Consider the following 14991-nt stretch of genomic DNA (forward strand, 5'->3'; position numbering starts at 1 on the left):
GGCCTCTTCCTAGCAGGAAGAATGTTTGACCGGATGTCTTTTTCGTACATAGCGAACAGTTTTGCATTTTTTGTCGTCTTATGAGAAGGACAACCGGTGATTCCGCAACGGAAAGGGTGATAAGGTTTTGAAATCTCAGGGAGAGGGCGGGTGGAAACGGTCGGCGATCTCGATCACGGCATCACTGGCATTAGCCTTCTCCATCTGGCCGACGAATCTCGTCTATGCAGATAAAGAGGATGAGGTAAAGCAGGATTTAAAGGACAACCAGAAGGAACAGAAGGCAACCAAAGCTGAGATCGAGAAAGTGAAAAAGACCGTCGACAAATACAAAAAGGAACTGAAGCCGCTGGAAGAGGATCTTGAAAAGGCGAAAAAGAAGGAAGAGAAAGCCAAGGAAAAGCTGAAGGATGCAAAAGAAGAGCTGGATAAAGTAGATGATCAATACAAGTCCAGCGTTCGATCGATGTACATCCATGGCGGCTCCAATCAGATGCAGTCGCTTTTGACAGCTAGTTCCTTCGAGCAGTTCCTGGCTCGCTTTGAGGTGCTCCGTTTGATCATCAAGCAAGATTTCGAGGTGGTCAAGGAGTACTATGAACAAAAAGAAAAAGCGGAAAAGGCCCGAAACGAGATCCGTCAAGCAAGGAAAAAAGTGGAGGAAAAGACCAAGAAGGCTCGCAAGAAATATGAAAAGATGACCGCTTTGTTGGAGAAACATGAATCCACCCTATCCCAGCTGAAAGAAAAAGAGATGGACTACCGCAAAACCTTATCCCAGTTAAACCTGGAGCATTTAAAAGCTGGCAATTTCCCATACCAAGGTCCCCTGCAGAAACCGGTAAATGGTGCGGTGACCTCTGGTTATGGACCCAGGGGTGGGGAGTTCCACACGGGAATCGATTTTGACGGCAACACCTCCACTCCGATCTACGCTGCGGCCAACGGTCGGGTGATCCGAGCCCAAAGTTGTAGCTGCGGTTATGGCTATTACATCATGATCGACCACGGCGGCGGCGTGTTTTCGCTATATGCCCATATGTGGTCCTGGCAATCCAGGGTCTCCGTGGGAGATGTAGTAAAGAAAGGCCAGCAGATCGCTTCGGTTGGCAACAACGGCCGTTCCACTGGTTCCCACCTTCACTTTGAAGTTCATAAAGGGTCGCCCGGGAACTATACCAATCCATGGCCCTACTTGGAATGATAGAAAAAGCTTCTTCCCAACAGGGGAGAAGCTTTTTCTGTGGAGAATTTGTGCCTCTTTAGCTCCGGAAGGGTTAGGCGGAATCCTTCTGTGTTAAAATGGTTTGCGACAACCCTGAGAAATGAGAGAGGGGGTTTTAGATCATGAATCGTTTTCTTCGAGGGTTTTCCGTGCTGGGGGTAGCGGGTACCTTCCTGATCCTCTTGATGGGAGCCTTGGTGACGAAAACCGGGTCCGAAGATGGGTGCGGAAATACCTGGCCTTTTTGCCACGGAGAAGTGCTTCCCAGTTATCATACCTTGGAATTGTGGATCGAATATAGTCACCGGATCGTATCCGGGTTGGTCGGTCTAGTCGTCGTGATTGTGTCGGTTTGGGCTTGGCTGGCCTACCGCAATCAATGGACGGTCAAATTCCTCGCATTTAACAGCATCTTTTTCATCGTGCTGCAAGGATTGATGGGAGCTGCCGCCGTTGTCTGGGGACAGTCCGACGCTATTTTGGCGCTTCATTTCGGGCTTTCTCTGCTTTCTTTTGCCAGTGTGGCTTTGCTGTCTGTGGTGTTGTTCCAGCTCGGCCGCAATGTAGAACCGGCTCAACCTACAGCGGGCCCCCCGATCTCCAAAGGAATGAAGACATCGATTTGGGGGCTGGCGGTCTACACCTATATCGTGGTCTATACGGGGGCTTATGTTCGCCATACCGGTTCCAGTTTGGGTTGTGCCGATTGGCCCCTGTGTGGGGGACAATGGCTACCCGGTCTGACGGATCAGATGGGCATCCAATTGACCCACCGTTGGATGGCCGGTCTTTTATTTCTGATTACGATCTGGCTGCTGTGGGCGGTAAAAAAACAATACCCCGAACGTAAAGACTTGGTTCGGGGAGCTTGGTGGTCCTTCATGCTGACGGCCCTGCAAGTCGTGACCGGAGGGGCGATCGTTCTCACCAAATTGGAGTTGACCATCGCGCTTGTTCATACCACATTGATATCCATCTTTTTCTCAGTCATCTGCTATCTTTGCATGCAGATCGGCCCTCCCTGGAAACCGGATTGGACTTCGACCCCAACGACAAAGACGCTGCCCCAAAAATAAGAATTTGTGGTATGATAATAATGACGGCTAGATTGCCGTCACTTTTTCGATCCTGTGATGTTCCCGCCCTTGGCGGACAAAAAATTTCATTTCCATGTTTCCTAAAAGATCCTTCGGGGCTGGGTGAAAATCCCGACCGGCGGTGATGGAGGTTCATCCTCCTCAGTCCGTGACCCGCATCAGCGGTGGATCCGGTGCAACTCCGGAGCCGACAGTCAAAGTCTGGATGGGAGAAGGATAAAACGGAACCTGGACGTACGCGGAACCCAACAGGTCCTGGGCTTTGTATGCTTTTTTTCGGCATACAGTTCAGGGTATATGCCCTGTGCCTGAAATTCCGTGTGGCGTCCCTGTATATCCGTCATCCAATGAAAAGCCCTGGGATTAAGGGCTTTTTTTGATTTCCGATAAGTGAAGGAAAGGGGGAGAGGGCTGTGACGGATGAAATCCGTACGGAGGATGAGCGTTGGATGGATCTGGCTTTGCGGTTGGCGGCGTCCGCCCAGGGACAGACGTCTCCCAATCCTCTGGTCGGTGCGGTGGTGGTGAAAGATGGCCAGTTAATAGGTTCCGGCGCTCATCTGAAAGCGGGAACTCCCCATGCGGAAGTGCACGCGCTCGATATGGCCGGTGACGAGGCGAAGGGGGCTACTCTCTATGTGACTCTGGAGCCATGCGACCATTATGGAAAAACCCCGCCCTGCACGGAAAAAACAATTCAATCGGGGATTGTACGGGTGGTGATCGGAAGTACCGACCCCGATCCCCGGGTGTCCGGAGGTGGGATTCGGCGCCTCCGGGAAGCGGGTATCCATGTTTCCACCGGAATTTTGTCGGGGCCTTGTCATCGACTCAATGAAGCGTATTTTCACCATCGCCGAACCGGTTTTCCTTTTGTCACGTTAAAGACAGCGATCACCCTGGATGGGAAAACGGCAGCCCCCACAGGAGACAGCCAGTGGGTCACTGGGGAAGAAGCCCGGATCGAGGTGCACCGTCTTCGCCACCAACACGATGCAGTCCTGGTTGGAGCCGGAACAGCCCTCGCCGATCGGCCGCGGTTGACCGTTCGCCTCGCTGGCGGCGGAAAGCAGCCGTTGCGCTTAGTCGTGGACAGCCGCCTCCGGATGCCTGTGGATTCCCCCTTGATTGATGTCAAGGAAGGACCTACCTGGGTTTTTACTACCGATGCCGCTGATCGGAAGAAGGAAGAGTTGCTGAAAGAGCGCGGCCTTCGGGTCTTTCGTACGGGAAAAGGACCACGGGTGGATCTCACTTCTATGTTCGGGATCCTGGGCGAAGAAGGGATCGTTTCCGTCTTGGCGGAGAGCGGAGGGGAATTGAATGCCTCGCTCCTTCGGGAAGGTTGGGTGAATAAAGTAGCCTTCTTCATCGCACCCAAAATTTTAGGCGGCAAGGAGAGCCCCACTGCTGTCGATGGTGTCGGACCTGAACGGATGAGTGAAGCCCTGAACCTGACGGATGTGTCTCTCAGCCGAGTCGGGGAAGACTTTTGTCTGACGGGATATCCGCAGCGAGAAAGAAGGAGGTAATGACATGTTTACGGGACTCGTGGAAGAGACAGGGCGCATCGGGTCGATGGACCGGGCAGGCAACGCGATGCGGTTGACGGTCTCCTGCCGCAAGGTGTTGGAAGGTGTGGCCACAGGCGACAGCATCGCCGTCAATGGTGTGTGTCTAACGGTTACTGATTTTGGTTCAGACTATTTTTCTACCGATGTGATGCCGGAAACGATGGATAAATCCAACCTGGGTGATCTGGTCGTCGGCTCATCGGTCAACCTGGAACGGGCGCTGGCAGCCGGTGACCGGTTGGGTGGCCATTTTGTCCAGGGACATGTGGACGGTGTCGGCCACATTCTCTCCCGCACACCGGATGAGAATGCGGTGCTGTTTCGGATCCAGGTCCCCGAAGAGCTGACGCGTTGGATGGTGGACAAAGGTTCCGTGGCGGTAAACGGCATCAGCCTGACCATCGTGAAAGCGGAACCCGAGGCGTTTACTGTCTCCATCATCCCCCACACTCTGGAGATGACTCAGTTGCAGGAGGCGCGCCCCGGAGATCGAGTCAATATTGAATGTGACATGATCGGTAAGTATGTGGCCAAATTGTCGGCGGGTTGGATCGAAGGAAAAGGAGATGGACGGGATGAGTCATTTTGATACCATCGAAGAAGCGATTTATGAACTGATGCAAGGCGGAGTCGTGATCGTGGTTGATGATGAAGACCGAGAAAACGAAGGGGATTTTATCGCTCTGGCCGAAAAGGCCTCCCCAGAAGTGATTAATTTCATGATCACCCACGGTCGGGGGCTGGTCTGTGCCCCTATTACGGAAGAACGGGCGGAGGAACTGGAATTGCCGCTGATGGTTCAACACAATACGGATACCCACGAAACGGCTTTCACCGTCTCGGTGGATCATATGAGCAGCACTACTGGTATATCCGCCCATGAACGTTCGGCAACGGTGAAAGCTCTAATCGATCCCGCTACCAAGGGCAGCGATTTTCGTCGTCCCGGCCACATCTTTCCCCTGATCGCCAAAAAAGGCGGCGTCCTTCGCCGAGCCGGCCATACAGAAGCGGGAGTGGATCTGGCCCGGTTGTGCGGCGCTTATCCTGCAGCGGTGATTTGTGAAGTGATCAAGGAAGACGGCAACATGGCCCGGGTTCCCGATCTGGTGGAGATCGCTCGGGAACATGATCTCAAGATGATCACCATCCAGGATTTGATTCGTTATCGCAATCGGAAGGAGAAGTTGGTGGAGCGGGTGGTATCGACCCGATTGCCCACGGAATTTGGCGACTTTACCGCCTACGGGTATCAAAACGAAGTGGATGAACAAGAACATGTCGCTTTGGTCAAAGGAACGATCGATCCGGAACAACCGGTGATGGTTAGGGTCCACTCCGAATGCTTGACAGGGGATGTGTTTGGTTCCCACCGTTGTGACTGCGGTCCCCAACTCCATGCAGCCCTCAGCCAAATCGAGCAGGAAGGGAGCGGCGTTCTTCTCTATATGCGGCAGGAAGGCCGAGGCATTGGATTGTTAAATAAATTGAAGGCCTACAAGCTGCAGGAAGAGGGATTGGATACGGTCGAGGCCAATTTAGAGCTGGGCTTCCGGCCGGATCTGAGGGAGTACGGGATCGGTGCTCAGATTTTGCGGGACCTCGGTGTCCGTAAAATGCGACTTTTGACCAACAACCCGCGTAAGATCACCGGATTGAAGGGGTATGGATTGGAAGTTACTGAAGTAGTTCCCATCCAAATGCCGGTGTTGCCGGATAATGAAAAATATCTTAAAACCAAGAAGAGCAAGTTGGGACACATGCTTCATTTTTAAATCAGACAAAGGAGATGCGGCAAATGACGAGAACCTTTGAGGGACAACTGACTGCTGACGGACTGCGTTTCGGCATTGTGGTCAGCCGTTTTAACGAACTGATTACGAGTAAGCTTCTGGAAGGGGCGACAAGCGCCTTGCACCGCCACGGAGCCAGGGAGGATGCCGTTGATGTCGCCTGGGTTCCGGGGGCGTTTGAAATTCCCTTGATTGCCGATCAAATGGCCGCCTCAGGGAAATACGACGCTGTGCTGGCCCTAGGGGCGGTCATCCGCGGATCGACGCCTCACTTCGATTATGTTTGCGGAGAGGCAGCCAAAGGAGTGGGCGCTGTATCCCTGAAGCGTTCCCTGCCGGTTATTTTCGGAGTGATCACCGTCGATACCATCGAGCAGGCGATCGAGCGGGCCGGAACCAAAGCGGGAAACAAGGGTTGGGATGCGGCCGTCTCCGCCATTGAAACTGCCAACCTGCAACAAGCGTTGAAAAAAGCCTGGCAGGACTGAGCACGGGAAAGGGGCGGGACGTCGTGGATTTGAATATCAAGCTGGAGATGTTTGAAGGTCCCTTGGATCTCCTGCTTCACCTGATCGATACATCCGAAGTGGACGTATGCGACATCCCGATTTCCCGGATTACCGATCAGTATATGGAGTATGTAATGGCCATGCAGCAGTTTGAACTGGAGGTGGCCAGTGAGTTCCTTGTCATGGCGGCCACTCTGCTCTCCATCAAAAGCAGGATGTTATTACCGCGGGCGGAACCGGTTGATTTGACCGATGTGTTGGAAGAAGAAGGAGTGGATCCCAGGGAGGAACTGATCCAACGGTTGTTGGAATATAAACGGTATAAACGGCTGTCCAACGTTCTCAGGGAGCGGGAAGAGGAGCGAAGCCGGGTATTTACCCGGATGCCAGCTGATTTATCCGCTTATGCCCCCAAAGAAAATCCATTGAAAGGGATTACCCCCGACGACCTCCTGCAACTGTTTGCCGATCTGATCACCGCCCGGGTGGAAGAGGAGGAAGAAGAGCCCCTCACCCGGATGACCCGGGAGGAGATCTCGGTGAGTGACCGGATGGAAGAGATCGATCGGATGCTGGAACGAAAAGAGGAGCTCCGCTTCTCCGAGCTATTTCAAGGAAAACGAATGACCCGGGAGCGAGTGGTGACCACCTTCTTAGCTATTCTCGAATTGTTGAAATTACACAGGATTCAAATCAGACAGAATGAGCTGTTTGAAGAGATTCAAATGAGACGTGTATGGCCAGAGGAGGGAGGAAGGTCTGAAAACCCAGCAATGGAAGCCCGTGATTGAAGGGTTGTTGTTTGCAGCCGGTGAAGATGGACTTCGCTTAGCGGAGATTGCCGATATCATTGGAGAAGAGAAGAAGGTGGTTCGTCAGCTGTTACAGGAGATGCAAACTGAGTGGAAAGAGGCGGGTCGTGGTATTCAAATCGTAAAAGTGGGCCGGGTTTATCAACTGACCACGCTGCCGGAACACCACGCCTATTTTGAACAGCTGGCTGCTGCTCCTTCCCGCTCGCAACTTTCCCGTGCGGCGCTGGAGACATTGGCGATCGTTGCTTATCGTCAACCGATCATCCGCGCGGATATCGAGGAGATCCGCGGGGTGAAGAGTGAAAAAGCCCTGGCGTACTTAAAAAGAAGAGGTTTGATTCGGGAAATGGGTCGGGCGGAAACGGTAGGCCGTCCCATCTTGTACGGCACAACGCCGGAATTTCTGCAATACTTCGGATTGTCCCGGCTGGAAGAGCTTCCGCCGGCGGATTCCATTTTTCAGTGGGCCGAATGGGAACAAGAACGGCAGGAACTGTATGAACGCCTGGGAGTCAGCCCGCAACAAGAAGAGGCGACACAAAGAAGTACGGAAACGGAAGAGTAGGAAACGTAACCCGCGGGAAAAACCCGTGGGTTTTTCGTATGATTTGACGGAAACCTGTCGATAATACCGTATATTGGAAAGTGGATCGGCGGGTGGATGCGTTGCTGGCACTGATCTGGAAAATACTGTTGACGGCTATTTTGGTCATTCTGGTGATTTTTCCCTTTACATCGGTCCGGATCCATCTCGTCTACCGGAGAAAAGAGGAGAAAGACCATCTGGAAATCGGGTTTCGACTCTTTTTTGGAATGATTCGGTTTCGGACGGTGATCCCTTCTTTTCATTTTGATCAGAACGGGATCTTATTTCAGCCGGAATTGAAAACGAAAGACACGGAGAAACCAGGGAAAAAACAACGTTTCAATTTACAAAAAATCCGCCGGTATCTGGCTAAGATCAACCAATTTCGGCGCCAGATCGTCTCTTTTCAGGAGATCGTGTCTGAGGTGAACCGCAGATTTTTGAAGCATGTGGTTTGTGAACAGTTGATCTGGAAGTCAGCCGTCGGAACCGGAGATGCTGCCTCCACCGGAGTGGTGACGGGAATCTTCTGGGGAATCAAATCCACTTTGATCGGATTTGCTGGATCATACATCCGTTGGCAAGAAGCGCCCCGCTTGGATATCGAGCCTCTATTTCATTCGGAGAAAATCGAGACGACCCTGGACAGTATAATCCGTTTTCGTGTCGGGCATGCTATCCTTGCTGTCATTCACCTGCTCATCCGAATGATCAGGAACAGCAAAGGGGGTGAAGGGAATTGGCAGAGCACCCGATTCAAGGCTTAATGACGACGGCAATGGAAAACATTAAAGAGATGGTGGACGTCAACACCATCGTGGGTGATCCGGTGGAATCCCCTGATGGCAGTGTGATTATACCTGTGTCCAAGGTGGGCTTCGGATTCGCTGCCGGCGGCAGTGAATTTAAAGGAACTGAACAAGGCAGTCCCGGAGGCGTCGGGGGAAACAACGAAGATGGAGATCCCAAAGAATTGCCCTTCGGAGGAGGAAGCGGAGGCGGGGTCTCCATTACCCCCATTGGATTTCTGGTCGTCAACGACAAAGGAATCCGCATGTTGAACATCGACGGAAACACCCACTTATTTGATCGGTTGCTGGATATGGCCCCCCATATGATGGATCGACTCCAGCAACTGACTAAAGGGAAAGGAAAAAAATCTTGCTCAGATGAATCCAATGCGGGTCTTTAAACGCTGCACAACCGTCTTCCGGTGAGGAGGCGGTCTTTTTCTCTTTTTCATAACCCTGTCCTCCCGGCATATAATTTGTACAAATACAAGCCCTTAAGGTGGAGAAGATATGCGGTGGACACGTCTGCTACTGGTGGTTAGTCTCCTTGTCGTCTTTGGGTGGTCCCCTCTAGAGGCGCGGGCGAATCCTCGCCCCTCGGACCTCGAGTTGAGTGCTCGTGCCGCGGCGATCATCGATGTGAATTCCGGTCGTTTGTTATATGAGAAAAAAGCGGACCAACAGATGCGGATTGCCAGCATCACCAAAATTATGACGGCGATTATCGCCATTGAGAACGGTGATCTGGAGGAAAAAGTAACCATAGGTCCGCAAGCAGTGGGAGTGGAAGGTTCCTCGATCTATCTGAAGCAAGGGGAGAAGATCCCCTTGGAACACCTCCTGTACGGATTGATGCTGCGTTCCGGAAATGATGCAGCCGTTGCCATTGCGGAGCATATCGGAGGCTCCGTAGAGGGGTTTGTGTTTAAAATGAATGAAAAGGCCCAATATTTAGGGATGCAAAACACCCACTTTGAAAACCCCCATGGGCTGGATGCAGCTGAGCATTACTCCACCGCCGCCGATATGGCCCGATTGACTGCCTATGCCTTGAAAAATCCCGTTTTTAATAAAATCGTTTCCACTCAGGTTAAAACCGTTCCCTGGCCGGAGGAAAAGTGGCATCGGAAATGGTACAACAAAAATAAGATGCTCCGACTCTATCCGGGAGCCGATGGTGTAAAGACCGGGTATACCAAACGATCCAAACGCACCCTGGTTGCATCGGCCACTCGGGATGGACGGCAAATTGCGACGGTAACCCTGAATGCTCCGGATGATTGGGACGACTCCATGAAGATGTTGGAGTTTGGTTTTCGGTATTTTGAGCCAGTGAAACTGGTGCAAAAAGGGGAAGAGTTGGCGCCAGTGCCCAAAAGCAAGGATCCGCAGTTATCCGTTGTCGCTGTCCGCAGTTTCACTTATCCCCTCACTGAGGAAGAGCGGGAACAGGTGAAGGTGGAGACGATGATGACTTATCCCTTGGCTAAGGCGAACCGGGAGGGGATCCGGGTAGGCAGTGCTCGTGTTTATGTTGACGGAAAACCGGTGGGATCCGTCCCCTTAGAAACTCGTGCTGTTCCACAGCAGAAAGAAACGTGGGCAGAGGAGTGGATTCACGTTGTCGCAACCCTTTTCGGGAGAGGAGGGTAAAGATGGTCAATTATATCTGGCTCTTTATGATTGTGAGCGGGGTGGTGGCTGGTGCCGTACAGGGGGAGTTGGATCTGGTAACCCAAGCCGCGCTGAAAGGGGCCAAGGAAGGGGTCGCCGTCTGTATCGGATTGATCAGTATTCTTGTCTTTTGGTTGGGCATGATGCGTATCGCACAGGATGCCGGCTTATTGGAGAAACTGGCCGGGCTGTTGGGCCCCCTAGCCCGTCTCCTTTTTCCAGGTGTTCCGAGGGATCATCCGGCGATGGGTTATATTTTGTCCAACATGAGCGCCAATCTGTTCGGTCTGGGAAATGCGGCTACTCCAATGGGCTTGAAGGCGATGGAGGAGCTGCAAAAGTTAAATCCGAACAAAAAGACAGCCACCCCAGCCATGTGTACCTTACTCGCTCTCAACACCTCGGGTCTGACCCTGATTCCGACGACGATCATCGGTATTCGGATGGAGTATGGGTCCGCCAATCCGACGGAGATCATCGGAACCACACTCTTCGCAACCTGTTGCTCCACAGTGGCTGCAGTTCTGTTGGACCGTTGGTTCCGACAGCGCTCCCTAGATGCGGGATAGGGGAATATTTCCGAAAAAAGCGGTATGGGGGTGGTTCACGTGTTTGAGGCGATCTCCTTTCTGTCCAAAATCATCATACCAGCGCTCCTCGCATTTATTCCGCTCTATGCCGCTTCTCGAAAAATTCCCGTCTATGAGAGTTTTGTGGAAGGAGCCAAGGAAGGCTTTCCCACCGCCGTTCAACTCATTCCCCATTTGGTGGCAATGATGGTGGCGGTTTCTATTTTCCGTGAGACCGGTGCGCTTCAGTTTTATCTAGCGCTGTTTAAACCCTTGCTCGCTTGGGTTCATTTCCCCGAAGAGGTATTACCGTTGGGCCTGCTTCGGCCCATTTCGGGAACAGGTGCGCTGGCATTTGCGGAAAGCATTTTTCGCAGCGATGGTCCCGATTCCTACCTGGGACGGCTGGCCTCCACGATGCAGGGAAGCACTGACACCACCTTGTATGTGCTGACCGTCTATTTCGGAGCTGTGGGAATCCGACGTTCCCTCTATGCGGTAAAAGTAGGATTGATGGCGGATCTGACCGGTGTGATCGCATCCTGGTTTATCGTAAGCCAGATTTTCGGCAGTTGACAGTTGCACAAGAAACACTCGACCCACGCAAAAATGTGGGTCTTTTTTGTGTCTACCGGCTCCCTCTGCTTGTTAAACCATCTTCTCTATGGATAAGATGGAGGATGAGGTGAAATCATGGATCGGTTACAAAAAGTGATGGCCCGGGCGGGAGTGGCGTCCAGGCGAAAGAGCGAACAAATGATCCGGGACGGCAAGGTCCAGGTGAACGGAGAGGTCGTGACGGAACTGGGGGTTAAGGTGGACGCGAACAAGGATCGGATCGAAGTGGAGGGGCGTCCGATTAAACCGGAGCAGAAAAGGTATATTCTCTTCCATAAACCGACCGGTGTGATTACGAGCATGTCCGATCCCCAGAATCGCCCAGTGGTAGCTGATTTTGTCCGTGATCTGGATGAGCGGGTCTACCCTGTGGGGCGACTCGACTTTGACACCGAGGGTTTGCTCCTGTTGACCAATGACGGTGAATTGGCCCATCGGCTGACCCACCCTCGTCATGAAGTGGATAAGGTGTATCGGGCCAAGGTGAAAGGGATTCCGGGAGCCGATGCTCTCCGTCACCTTCAATCGGGGGTTGAACTTTCCGATGGTTGGACGGCACCGGCCCGCGTGCGCCTCGTGCAATCTGGTAAGAGGGAATCGCTCCTTGAAATGACGCTCCACGAAGGGCGCAACCGACAAGTTCGGCGCATGTGTGAAGCGGTAGGACACCCGGTTCTCCATCTTCAGCGAATTCGTTTGGATTTTTTGACACTGGACGGTTTAAAGACGGGGCATTGGCGGGAGCTTACCCGGACCGAGCAGCATCGGTTAAAAAAGCGAATCGGTCTTATGCCCTAACCTTTCAAATAATCTTCATAACCATGTTTCCGATGGAGAGGGGATCAAACGTTATAATAGGATGGAGGATTTACGCCCTTTGCTTTAACATGGGGAAGTCCGGCTAGGTTACCGAAACGGGGGTGGAATGATGGAAAATACAAAATGCGAATGCGGACATAACAACCCCGTCGGTACAGCATTGTGCGAGTACTGCGGTAAACCCTTGGACGAAGGCGGCCAAAAGAATCGGCCGTTGGAGATGCGTTATGAGGGGAAGGCCAGACGCTCTCAGACACGTACCACCTCGCTGGTGGATCGGGTGTGGAGGTTTTTTTCCTCTGTCAAGGTGGCTGTCTGGCTGATTGTAATTACGCTGTTACTGGCGGTCCCAGGTACTTTTCTGCCCCAGGAGAACATGGTGGCAAGGCCAGAGGTTTTTTATGCCCAAGAGTATGGGGCATTCGGGGATCTTTACTATAGACTGGGTTTATCCAATGTCTATGAATCTCCTTTGTTTATCGCATTGTTATCGATGATCGGTATTTCGCTGGTGGTTTGCAGTTTGGACCGGGTGATCCCCCTGTATAAAGCCCTGAAAAATCAACAGACCACAAAAAATATTCAATTTATCCAACGACAACGGGTGAGTTGCTCGCAACCGATGACGGAAGCGGAGAAAAGCGTGATGTTGGATCGCTTGGCGGAAAAACTGAGTCGAAAACGTTATCGGGTGAGCCGGGAAGGGGATTCGATTCTGGCGGAAAAGGGACGATTCAGCCGCTGGGGTCCTTACATCAACCATATCGGTCTGATCCTGTTTCTGCTCGGCGTGTTGCTGCGTTTTCTTGTGCCGGGTTGGTACCTGGATGAGACCGTTTCTATCCGGGAAGGGGAAGTGAAAAAGCTCCCGGGAGTGGATTACTACCTCAAAAATGAACAAGCAAAGGTTGAATTTTACGACCAAGATGAGATGCCCGAGGGTTCCGAGCAATCGATGGTGAAAGAATGGAAAACGGAGGCCGTGTTATATGAAAAAGATCCGCAGACCGATAAATTGCAGAAGGTGAATGAGGGGTCGATTGTGGTCAATCACCCGATGAAATATGGAGACCTTCTGTTATATCAGGCGGACTTTAACACGGTGACAGATGCCATTGTACTGGATGTAAAGGACAAGAAAACAAAGGAAACGGTGGGGAACTTTAAGGTCGATCTCAATAATCCCCAAGAAAAATATCGGCTGGATAACGGAGTCGAGATCAACATTCTCAATTATTTCCCGGATTTTGTCATGGAAGGTAATCAGCCGACCACCAAATCCGAAAATCCGAATCGTCCGGCCTTTGTTTTTGCTGTTGATTCACCAAAGTTGGATAAGCCGGAGCGTTCCTGGTTGATTTCCGGGACCGACCTGGACGGGATTCATCAGAACAACCGGTACGAAATCGATCTGAAGAACCTGGAAACAGTCCATGTTTCCGGTTTGATGGTTCGCATCGATAAAAGCTTGCCGATCATTTTTATCGGGGCGGGAATCTCGGTGATCGGCCTGGCTATGGGATTCTTCTGGTATCACCGGCGCGTCTGGCTCCGCTGGAAAGAAGGAACCCTTTACTTAGGAGCCCATACCAACAAGAACTGGTTCGGATTGCGTCGTGAATTGGAACAAGTGACAGAAGAGGCCGACATGCCCCTTCAATTTACACCTCAACAAAAGTAGGAGGAGCGGTTATGGAACAACTGATGCAAGTTTCCCTGGGGGCGATGTTTTTCCTCTATCTCCTGTCCGCTATCGCCTTTGTGATGGCTGTGACCGGTAAGGGGTCCCGTGTGGGAAAAGAGGTTCACACCCGGCGTTGGGGTCGCCGCGGCATTATTTTGGCCCTAATCGGGATCATTTCCAATATCATATTTATCGCCTCCCGCCTGATGATTGGCGGCCACTTTACCAGCAATATGTTTGAGTTTACTTCGTTTCTAGCCTTTGCCATTGCGGTCGCCTTTGTCGTGATCTTTTTTATCTACCGGGCGATCAGTATGGGCGCCTTTGCAATGCCTCTGGTCGTCATTCTGTTGGCTTACGCCATCAATTTCCCGACCGAGGTGGAACCGTTGATTCCGGCACTGCAGAGCTACTGGCTGCACATTCATGTGACGACGGCTGCTCTAGGTGAAGGAGCGCTGTCCGTAGGTTTTGTCGCCGGATTGGTTTATCTAATCCGTTGGGTGGGGGAAGATCACAGTACACGAACCGCTGCCTGGCTTGAAGTGGTGATGGCGGTGATTCTCATGTTTGTCGGTTTCGTAGCGGCTTCCTTCACCTTCGGTGCTCTGGATTACCAAGTCACTTACAAGCATGTGGTAGATGGCCAACTGATGGCACAGGAATACGATATGCCACCTATCGCCGGTCCCTTTGATGGGGAGTTGCTGGAATCGCAAACCCCCTTCGGTTGGACTCAGCCTTTCTTTGAGGTTCCGGAGTGGATGAAAGGGGAAAACGCCGCCAGCAAATTTAATTCGGTTTTGTGGTCGATCATTGCTGGTTTGATTCTTTACGGATTGCTGCGTCTGCTGTTCCGTAAACGGGTCTACGAGATGCTGTATCCGGTGGTAAGGAAGATGAATCTGGAAAATGTAGATGAAGTCAGTTATCGGGCGATCGCGATCGGCTATCCTATCTTTACACTGGGTGCGCTGGTCTTCGCCATGATTTGGGCTCATGAAGCTTGGGGTCGTTTCTGGGGATGGGATCCGAAAGAAACATGGGCATTGATTACCTGGTTGTATTACAGCGCGTATCTCCATTTCCGATTGTCCCGCGGTTGGCACGGTTTGAAATCAGCATGGATGGCTGTGGGTGGGTTTTTGATCATCATGATCAACCTGATCGTAGTCAACTTCGTGTTTGCTGGCCTACATTCCTATGCGTGATTCGTCGGCAAAACGGATAGGGTATA

At 52.0% G+C, this 14991-nt stretch carries 16 protein-coding genes and 1 riboswitch; all 16 genes read left to right on the forward strand.

Translation table 11 applies throughout. The features are described 5' to 3' along the window. The first annotated feature begins 127 nt into the window (after positions 1 to 127). The 16 genes from BLP91_RS07375 (at position 128) to ccsB (ending at position 14965) form a co-directional block, all read left to right on the forward strand. Positions 128 to 1204, forward strand: a complete 1077-nt coding sequence (locus BLP91_RS07375; RefSeq protein ID WP_143003496.1) for a murein hydrolase activator EnvC family protein — start codon at positions 128 to 130, stop codon at positions 1202 to 1204. A gap of 143 nt (positions 1205 to 1347) precedes the next feature. Further along, a complete protein-coding gene (locus BLP91_RS07380) occupies positions 1348 to 2301 on the forward strand; it encodes a COX15/CtaA family protein (protein WP_091568390.1) in 954 nt (317 codons plus the stop codon). Positions 2302 to 2406: 105 nt separating this feature from the next. After that, positions 2407 to 2543: riboswitch (FMN riboswitch) on the forward strand. 192 nt (positions 2544 to 2735) lie between these two features. Continuing rightward, complete coding sequence (gene ribD, locus BLP91_RS07385) at positions 2736 to 3854, forward strand: bifunctional diaminohydroxyphosphoribosylaminopyrimidine deaminase/5-amino-6-(5-phosphoribosylamino)uracil reductase RibD (protein ID WP_281220475.1); 1119 nt, start codon at positions 2736 to 2738, stop codon at positions 3852 to 3854. A gap of 4 nt (positions 3855 to 3858) precedes the next feature. Then, positions 3859 to 4485: a riboflavin synthase gene (gene ribE / locus BLP91_RS07390; protein ID WP_091568393.1), complete on the forward strand. Its 627-nt coding sequence runs from the start codon at positions 3859 to 3861 to the stop codon at positions 4483 to 4485. After that, the gene (locus BLP91_RS07395) at positions 4472 to 5671 is read left to right on the forward strand and encodes a bifunctional 3,4-dihydroxy-2-butanone-4-phosphate synthase/GTP cyclohydrolase II (protein ID WP_091568395.1); all 1200 of its coding nucleotides are present in this window, start codon (positions 4472 to 4474) and stop codon (positions 5669 to 5671) included. The genes ribE and BLP91_RS07395 overlap by 14 nt, the downstream gene beginning before the upstream one ends. Positions 5672 to 5694: 23 nt before the next feature. Then, positions 5695 to 6177, forward strand: a complete 483-nt coding sequence (ribH, locus tag BLP91_RS07400; protein ID WP_091568398.1) for a 6,7-dimethyl-8-ribityllumazine synthase — start codon at positions 5695 to 5697, stop codon at positions 6175 to 6177. Between the two features lie 23 nt (positions 6178 to 6200). After that, entirely contained in the window at positions 6201 to 6989 is a 789-nt protein-coding gene (locus tag BLP91_RS07405; RefSeq protein ID WP_091568400.1) for a segregation and condensation protein A, read from the forward strand. Next, entirely contained in the window at positions 6982 to 7578 is a 597-nt protein-coding gene (scpB, locus tag BLP91_RS07410) for an SMC-Scp complex subunit ScpB (RefSeq protein ID WP_245662193.1), read from the forward strand. The genes BLP91_RS07405 and scpB overlap by 8 nt, the downstream gene beginning before the upstream one ends. 92 nt (positions 7579 to 7670) lie before the next feature. Next, the gene (locus tag BLP91_RS07415) at positions 7671 to 8366 is read left to right on the forward strand and encodes a DUF2953 domain-containing protein (RefSeq protein WP_091568403.1); all 696 of its coding nucleotides are present in this window, start codon (positions 7671 to 7673) and stop codon (positions 8364 to 8366) included. Continuing rightward, a complete protein-coding gene (gene ytfJ, locus BLP91_RS07420) occupies positions 8339 to 8791 on the forward strand; it encodes a GerW family sporulation protein (RefSeq protein ID WP_091568405.1) in 453 nt (150 codons plus the stop codon). Before BLP91_RS07415 ends, ytfJ begins: the two co-directional genes overlap by 28 nt. Before the next feature lie 109 nt (positions 8792 to 8900). Next, the gene (locus BLP91_RS07425) at positions 8901 to 10043 is read left to right on the forward strand and encodes a D-alanyl-D-alanine carboxypeptidase family protein (protein WP_091568408.1); all 1143 of its coding nucleotides are present in this window, start codon (positions 8901 to 8903) and stop codon (positions 10041 to 10043) included. Positions 10044 to 10045: 2 nt separating this feature from the next. Further along, positions 10046 to 10633 carry a nucleoside recognition domain-containing protein gene (locus BLP91_RS07430; RefSeq protein WP_091568411.1) on the forward strand — a complete coding sequence of 196 codons (588 nt, stop codon included), beginning with the start codon at positions 10046 to 10048 and terminating at the stop codon, positions 10631 to 10633. A gap of 39 nt (positions 10634 to 10672) precedes the next feature. Next, the gene (locus tag BLP91_RS07435; RefSeq protein WP_245662194.1) at positions 10673 to 11209 is read left to right on the forward strand and encodes a spore maturation protein; all 537 of its coding nucleotides are present in this window, start codon (positions 10673 to 10675) and stop codon (positions 11207 to 11209) included. A gap of 117 nt (positions 11210 to 11326) precedes the next feature. Beyond that, positions 11327 to 12049 (forward strand): pseudouridine synthase, encoded by a 723-nt coding sequence (locus BLP91_RS07440; protein ID WP_091568416.1) that lies wholly within the window; start codon positions 11327 to 11329, stop codon positions 12047 to 12049. Positions 12050 to 12179: 130 nt separating this feature from the next. Beyond that, the gene (resB, locus tag BLP91_RS07445) at positions 12180 to 13751 is read left to right on the forward strand and encodes a cytochrome c biogenesis protein ResB (RefSeq protein WP_176757892.1); all 1572 of its coding nucleotides are present in this window, start codon (positions 12180 to 12182) and stop codon (positions 13749 to 13751) included. 11 nt (positions 13752 to 13762) lie between these two features. Beyond that, on the forward strand, positions 13763 to 14965 hold the full coding sequence (ccsB, locus tag BLP91_RS07450; RefSeq protein ID WP_091568421.1) for a c-type cytochrome biogenesis protein CcsB: 1203 nt from the start codon (positions 13763 to 13765) through the stop codon (positions 14963 to 14965). The last annotated feature ends 26 nt before the right edge of the window (positions 14966 to 14991 follow it).

This window comes from Melghirimyces thermohalophilus (assembly GCF_900102685.1).
Taxonomy (GTDB): domain Bacteria; phylum Bacillota; class Bacilli; order Thermoactinomycetales; family DSM-45169; genus Melghirimyces; species Melghirimyces thermohalophilus.